This window comes from bacterium, from assembly GCA_040753555.1.
Lineage (GTDB): Bacteria > UBA9089 > UBA9088 > UBA9088 > UBA9088 > JBFLYE01.
In genome coordinates this window covers 2,489-9,261 of the sequence record JBFMDZ010000082.1, presented here as the reverse complement: position 1 = coordinate 9,261, position 6,773 = coordinate 2,489, and the positions used below count along the sequence as shown (strand labels likewise).

7 protein-coding genes are annotated in these 6,773 nt (G+C 37.8%); all 7 read right to left on the bottom strand.

What is annotated here, in order from left to right:
* The coding region (locus tag AB1630_07660) for a prenyltransferase/squalene oxidase repeat-containing protein (protein ID MEW6103669.1) at nucleotides 1–862 on the bottom strand (862 nt) is incomplete at its 3' end.
* Between the two features lie 3 nt (nucleotides 863–865).
* Nucleotides 866–1,561 carry a hypothetical protein gene (locus AB1630_07655; GenBank protein ID MEW6103668.1) on the bottom strand — a complete coding sequence of 232 codons (696 nt, stop codon included), beginning with the start codon at nucleotides 1,559–1,561 and terminating at the stop codon, nucleotides 866–868.
* Between the two features lie 91 nt (nucleotides 1,562–1,652).
* Complete coding sequence (locus AB1630_07650) at nucleotides 1,653–2,921, bottom strand: hypothetical protein (protein MEW6103667.1); 1,269 nt, start codon at nucleotides 2,919–2,921, stop codon at nucleotides 1,653–1,655.
* Nucleotides 2,918–3,697, bottom strand: a complete 780-nt coding sequence (locus AB1630_07645) for a hypothetical protein (protein MEW6103666.1) — start codon at nucleotides 3,695–3,697, stop codon at nucleotides 2,918–2,920. Before AB1630_07645 ends, AB1630_07650 begins: the two co-directional genes overlap by 4 nt.
* 4 nt (nucleotides 3,698–3,701) lie before the next feature.
* Nucleotides 3,702–5,687, bottom strand: coding sequence for a hypothetical protein (locus tag AB1630_07640; GenBank protein MEW6103665.1), 1,986 nt, complete (start codon nucleotides 5,685–5,687; stop codon nucleotides 3,702–3,704).
* The gene (locus AB1630_07635; protein ID MEW6103664.1) at nucleotides 5,684–6,292 is read right to left on the bottom strand and encodes a hypothetical protein; all 609 of its coding nucleotides are present in this window, start codon (nucleotides 6,290–6,292) and stop codon (nucleotides 5,684–5,686) included. Before AB1630_07635 ends, AB1630_07640 begins: the two co-directional genes overlap by 4 nt.
* A partial coding sequence (locus AB1630_07630; protein MEW6103663.1) for a hypothetical protein occupies nucleotides 6,285–6,773 on the bottom strand: 489 nt, incomplete at its 5' end. The genes AB1630_07635 and AB1630_07630, both read right to left, overlap by 8 nt.

Below are 6,773 nucleotides of genomic sequence, written 5' to 3'. Positions count from 1 at the left end.
TGGCAGTAATGGTTGTGGTTTCTCCCTCTAAGGGAACCTGGGGGTCAAAGAGGATTTCTGAAACAATAAGGTCAGGGGCTGCATCCTTGATTGCCCTTAAACAAAGGGCTGTGGTAAATGGGTCATTATCCCAAGAACCATTATCAAGTTGTGCATTAAGGATATCTTCTAGCAAATCCTTTCTCATTGTTGCTTGATACATCAGGGCCTTTTCCCACAGGGTTTCTGGGGTTTGGGTGATCAGCCAATCTGCTGCTTTTGTAATTGCCTCTTCAAGGTAATAATCTTTACGGTATTGGTTTAGGGTAAGAATGGCAAGGCTTGTTATATAAACATTGCTTTCCTGCAATCCAAACCCTCCATCTTCCTTCTGATTGGCAATAAGCCATAGTAAAGCTGGTTCAATTACAGAATTATTGGTATAATGGGCTGATTTGAGGGCAGAGAGGGAAAGGAGGGTATCCAAACAATCGCTTTCATAGCCAAGGGCTATTCCCCAACCCCCATCTTCATTTTGGGACAAGGTAAGTGTGCCAATAAGGGTTGTTGTATCAGAGCCAGCATCAGCTAAAACTTTAATCTTTTGTGAAAGATAGCGAGAGCTAAAGATTTCCTCCTTTTCAATCCAATTTATCGCATTTGCATAAGCAATGTTTTTTGTTCCTAAATAATTCAGGGTATCAGCTACAATCCCTGTTGCCTCAAATGGGGTAGTAAGATTGCTTGTCCAGCTTCCACCAGGGCTTTGGCTTTCATTAAGCCAGATGACCCCTTTGTTGATGGCTATTTCATTAGCCAACCCTTGGTTTATACCCAAGCCCATTGATATAACCAATAATCCCAATAAGGATTTAACCTTCATCTTTCATCGCCTCCTTGTTTTTATTTCTCCTTGCTGCTCTTTCAAGAGTTTTTGGAATTTTCCTTCAGGAGTTCTTCTTAATTCAGGCTTTTTTTCTCCAACAAATATTACATACCGCCACCTAGAGATAAATCCAGAAGGTTCTTTTTCCCAGATTATCATAAAATTTCGGTTATCATCAACCTTATATCTTTTCTGTGTCCATTGATATGAAACATTGGTAAGTTTTTTATCACCCGCCCAGTACCAATATTTTTCTTTTTCAGAAAATACCAATTTGTCCCCATAAATTGGGTAAAAACCATTGTGGGTTTCGGCATACTTCTCAATCAATTGTTTGAGTGTAAGCATTCGATCTGGAAAAACTATAAAAGTCCCTAATCTTTCAATACCTTCTATGGAAAAGATTATCAATAAGTTCAAAATTAAAATGTGAATGATAATTTCATACCATTTTTTTGATTTCCATAGAAGAAAGGAAAATATACTAAAAGTAAACATAAACCACAGATATAACCCCGGCTTCCAATCAATAATTTTAAAACCAAAAATAGTTATCAACTCAAACAATAAGAGATAAGCTATAAACGACAGAATTCGAAACTTCCATTTATATCCTTGACTAAACTTATTTGCCAACACAAATGGTAGAACAAAATAAATGGGCAATAATATCAGTAATAATATGCTTCCTAGCATTAGAACATATGTTCCTATCACATAAATTATATTTACTAATATTTCATATCCTAGCATTATCTCGGTGTTAGAATTAAAAAAATGTGCGATTTTATTCATGCAAATATTGTATAATCCATTGGCCTACCTCGTCTTTACTGGTAATATATGGTGGCCAAGATATTTCCAAGCCAAATCTCTGTCCCTCTCTATTATATGCCATGTCATTGGTAGATTCTTCATAAGGTATCCATTTCCATTCCCTAACTTTTTGGCTATATTGCCCTATTATATGGATTATATCTATTAGTAAAAAGGTACCAAAAGGGATTTGGGCATTTGTTACAAAATGGTCTTTTCTTCCAGTGTAACCAAGGTCGCCGGGCCACCGGAGATATTTATCCTTCGGATCAAAAATTTTCCATCCGCTTCCAGAATTTCCATCATCATGGTTGTTTAACCAACTTGGTCTTTCGCTCCTTATAACATTACCGATCAGACCAAAATACCAATGATAGAAACCATCGTCTGATGTACTTAGTTCATATAGAGCAGCCAGAAAAATGCCTGAGCGGAACTCATTATCAGTGAACTTATTCGCCAAAAACTGAGCAAAATTGGCAAAATTTGCACAATCGTCTTGCCCAGTAAGTGTTTTAGCATATTCAATGGCTTCTCTTTCTATCTTTTCATAATCTCTGAAAGGTCTAGCTGAAGGATTTGAGTTTAAGATTATCCCCCCACTCATATCCACTATCTCATATCTTCCTTCTCCGGTTGTCGGGTCTGTGATAATGTAACCTGTGCCTTGCCAGCCAAGGTAATTGATATTAGAGCTTGGGCATTTGGCAATCATTCCTGCATTGATTGCATTTTTTATGTCTTGTTTGGCAAGGCTTGGGATGTTGAAGCCATCAACTATGCTTACATTAGAAGCATCTATATCATAAATTGGGATATTGCTTTCATTAGCTATCTGAATAGCTTTAATGGCAGAGATTGCTCCCTCTCCATACCATTTCTCCCAGATGTTATGCTCTAAGGTAGATGAAGTATAGCCTGAGATGGTCATAAATTCTTTGATTTTATCAGAAGCACCAATTACCGCACAGATGTTTCTATCTGCATCAATGGATAAACCCCTGATACTCATTGTATAGGGCATACCAAAGATATAGTCTATATCTGCTTCAACAAAGAGATTGGCAGAGCATATTTCCTTAAAGAAGGGAAGATGGAGGAAAGATGAGGCAATTTCATCCATTATTCCTACCTGACCAAAAAAGGTTTTTCCTTGGAGAAAGAGAAAGTCTCCGGCAATTTCTTCTTGGATTATTCCATCCTTAAGGAAATCAGGGCCAAATGAAGATTGAACCTTCATTTTTCTTGCTGTGCTTTTAGGAGCTTTTGGAATGTTCTTTCAGAAATCATCTTAAATTTAGGTTCTTTTTTCCCAACAAATATTACATATCTCCATTTCAGAATGATTCCATGAGATTCTTCGTCCCAGGCAACCATAAAATTGGGATTATCTTTGGCAGTATATTTCTTTCGTGTCAATCCATATAGAGAGCCAGTGCTAAAAGTGCCATAAACCTGAGGAGGATATCTTTGCAATTTTCTGCTTATTCCATCTTCATGGGTTGGATATTCCTTGTAAGTCATAACATATTCTTGGATGTCTCGTTTTAACTCCCCCATATAAACCCCTGAGCCGCTATCAGATGAGTCCTTCATAATTTCCCGCTCTTCAATATAAAAGATTGTAAGCGAACCAAAGATTAGACTGATAATCACAACCGATAGAATTTTGGAAAAAACCTTTTTTGATTTTCGAATGAAAGTAGTTAGTGTAATGGCGTAATACAAAAAGAAACACACCAATTCATATCTAAAAATCCATATCCGAGGTACCCTTGGATGCCAGCCATAAATCCACTTCAATAACTGCATTTCAAACAGAAAAGCTCCTAAAAATAACATAACAAACAATAAGATTTTAGCAGAGAGTTTTTTTAATCTTTTAGAGAGAATTTTGAAAAGAATATATGCTAAAATAAATGGCGTAGCAAGACAAATTAAATGAAAGACCATACTAAATAAAATATACAAAATCCCTATTTCCTGACTTTCTAAAATATTTACTAAAATATTCATCGTGCTATTCTTTCGGATGGAGATACTCCATTATTCTACCCCCCACTTCATTTTTATGAATAATTCCCCAATATACCTCACTTCCAAAAACCCTTCCAAAAAAGTTATACATTGAGTCATTTTGGCAATCTTCCTCCCAAAAAAGTGCCTCAAAAATAAGAGCTAAATCAGGTTCCACAGCATTAGTGACAAAATGGTCTTTTCTTCCATCTTCTTTTTTCCTCCATTCTTCGTATGGGTCTTTTTTCTCGTCCCAACATGAACAAGGATAAACAAAGAGCTTAAAGCCACTTTCGGGATATCCATCTTTGTGAGTATTTAACCATTGTGGTCGAAGTTTTGCTGGTCCAGAAGGACCTAAGAGACCAAGATACCACCAAAGATACTTCTTGATGCCACCTAAATCATAAACACTCAAATCATAAAGAGCATGCAAAAAGTAGCTTTGCTTGAATTCCTCATCAGTAAATCGATTTGCCAAATCCTGCGCAAAGTTAGCAAAGGCTTCGCACACATCAGTATCTCCTACTGGTGAATTATCTCTAGCAAATTTAATAGCTTCTACTTCTATATCATAAAGCTCCTTATATGATCTAGCTGATGGATGTGTAAGCAGAAAAAGGCCTCCGCTTACACCCACTATCTCATATTTCCCCTCTCCGGTTATTGGGTCTTGGATGATGTAGCCTATACCTTGCCAGCCAAGATAGTTAATGCTTGACTGGGGACATTTGGCTATGTTTCCTGCATTGATTGCATTCTTTATGTCTTCTTTGGCAAGGTCTGGGATGTTGAATGTATCTACTATGCTTACATTAGAGCTATCTATGTCATAAACAGGAATATTGTTTTCATTAGCTATCTGGATAGCTTTAATGGCAGAGATTGCTCCCTCTCCATACCATTTCTCCCAGATTGCGTGCTCTAAGACTGATGAAGTATAGCCTGAGATGGTCATAAACTCTTTGATCTTCTTTTCTTCTCCTATAACTAAGCAGATATTCCTATCAGCATCTATAGAGAGACCTCTGATGCTCATTGTATAAGGCATACCAAAGAGATAGTCAACATCTGCCTCAACAAAGAGATGGGCAAACAATATATCTTTGAAGAATGGAAGATGGAGGTAAGATGAGGCAATCTCATCCATTATTCCTACCTGACCAAAGTAACTTTTGCCTTGCATAAAGAGGTAGTCTCCAGCTATATCTTCTGAAAAGAAGCCATTCTGAAGGAAGTCTGGGCTAGTAGCCTCTATGTTGGTGATAAGTCTCTGACCAATTTTAGTAGCAAGCTGACTGGAGAAGAAAGGCCAGGTGATGCAGAGGTTGTGAAATTCGCCTGCTATAATGGTGTTCTGGATACGATCTGTTTCCTGGTTGGGCATGGATATATCAATGGTTATGGTTTGATCCTTACCAGCACCTATTGGGTCACCCACTGCCTTTTCTTGGCCATCTATTTTTATGACTGGTTGAAGTTCAACTAAATAGGCAGGGTGGCTTAGGTCAGATTTGTAAGATAGGGTTAGACGGCTTTCACCCAATTCAGGAAGGGGGATTTGATAAGATAGACCCAAGCCAAGGATATCCTCTGAAGACAGACTGATCCCTATCTTATATCTCAGATTATCAGGTATCTCAGAATATATGGTAGGTTGTTCAATTCTTTTATAGGGAAGAGAGGCAGGAAGAACCTCAATCTCTTCAGGGATAATAGCCTTTCTCCTTGAAAACTCATAGAGCCTTTTTTCTGGAAAGTTGGTCTCTGCATAGGTTCCCAATTGATTGAGCCAGAAGTATAGGGGAATCTCTATCCCTTGCTGTTCGCTCAAGAAACCATCTTTGTCAAAGATAACTTCATCTGATATATCCTCTCCTTCTTCTATCTTCTGCAGTTTGAATGATGGATCTAATGGTATCCAGGTATCCCCTTGTTTATGGATTGCTCCCCCTGAGGGGATGTAGTCAATATAGGATTCTAGCTTCATTTTTGTTTCGTCTCTCCTTGCTGTTCTTTCAAGAGTTTTTGGAATTCGCCTTCGGGAACCTGCTGTATTCCACCAATAAATTTTACATTCCTCCATTTAAAGATAAGTCCGTGGGGCTTTCCACACCAAAAAAGCATAGTGTCTGGAGAATCATTTACGGTATAGTGTTTTTTGGACCATTTATACAATGCCCCAGTATCTGGACAGGTCAACAGCGTATGTTGACTTCCTATAACAAGTTTTTCGGGAAAATATGGATTATCACCATAATATGCTTTTAGGTTCAGTTCATCGCCATATGTAGGATAAATACCACCATGTTTTTTAGCATAGTTCTCACACCATTCTTCCACCATTGGCATATTATCCGAAAAGCAGTTAAGATCTAAACTCATCTTAACCAAATCTATACCTGTTACAATTCCTATTCCAATGCAAACGACTACCCACCAACCTATAATTTCCCTGATTACATTTTTAGAGAAAAACTTATTTTTCAAAAGGTGAGAAGTAAACCAGCCTATACTTGCTGCCAGAAACAAAGCTTCCACAGCATATACTGCGAAAACCCTAAATAGGTAAAATCCCCCCTCATATTTATTCATGGAGATGCTCCTTTATCCAATTTCCCACCTCAGAGCGAGAAAGTTTACCTTCAATTATCATAATTCCAAATGCCCTACCCAAAGCATTATACTGTAGATCATTCAAACTTTCTTCTGTGTCTACTATTTCATAAAGCATCCAGACAATATAACCAAGCTCTCTGCATGCAGCATTGACAACAAAATGATCTTTTCTTCCTGTTCTGTCTGGATCTTCAGGGAAAAAGATTTTAAACCCAGAACCTTCTTTTCCATCTTTATGATTATTTAGCCAATCAGGTCGAAGTCTTCTTGGTCCTCCATTACCTAAAAGGGCAAGCATCCAGTCATAATACCACTTCTGCCACTCATCCGAAACACTCAAATCATAAAGAGCATGCAAAAAGTAGCTTTGCTTGAATTCCTCATCAGTAAATCGATTTGCCAAATCCTGCGCAAAGTTAGCAAAGGCTTCGCACACATCAGTATCTCCTACTGGTGA

What these genes read in the sequence shown, in the direction of transcription:
- AB1630_07650 (MEW6103667.1), bottom strand. Translation starts at nt 2,921, where the DNA reads ATGAAGGTTCAATCTTCATTTGGCCCTGATTTCCTTAAGGATGGAATA.
- AB1630_07655 (MEW6103668.1), bottom strand. Translation starts at nt 1,561, where the DNA reads ATGCTAGGAAGCATATTATTACTGATATTATTGCCCATTTATTTTGTT.
- AB1630_07645 (MEW6103666.1), bottom strand. Translation starts at nt 3,697, where the DNA reads ATGAATATTTTAGTAAATATTTTAGAAAGTCAGGAAATAGGGATTTTG.
- AB1630_07640 (MEW6103665.1), bottom strand. Translation starts at nt 5,687, where the DNA reads ATGAAGCTAGAATCCTATATTGACTACATCCCCTCAGGGGGAGCAATC.
- AB1630_07635 (MEW6103664.1), bottom strand. Translation starts at nt 6,292, where the DNA reads ATGAATAAATATGAGGGGGGATTTTACCTATTTAGGGTTTTCGCAGTA.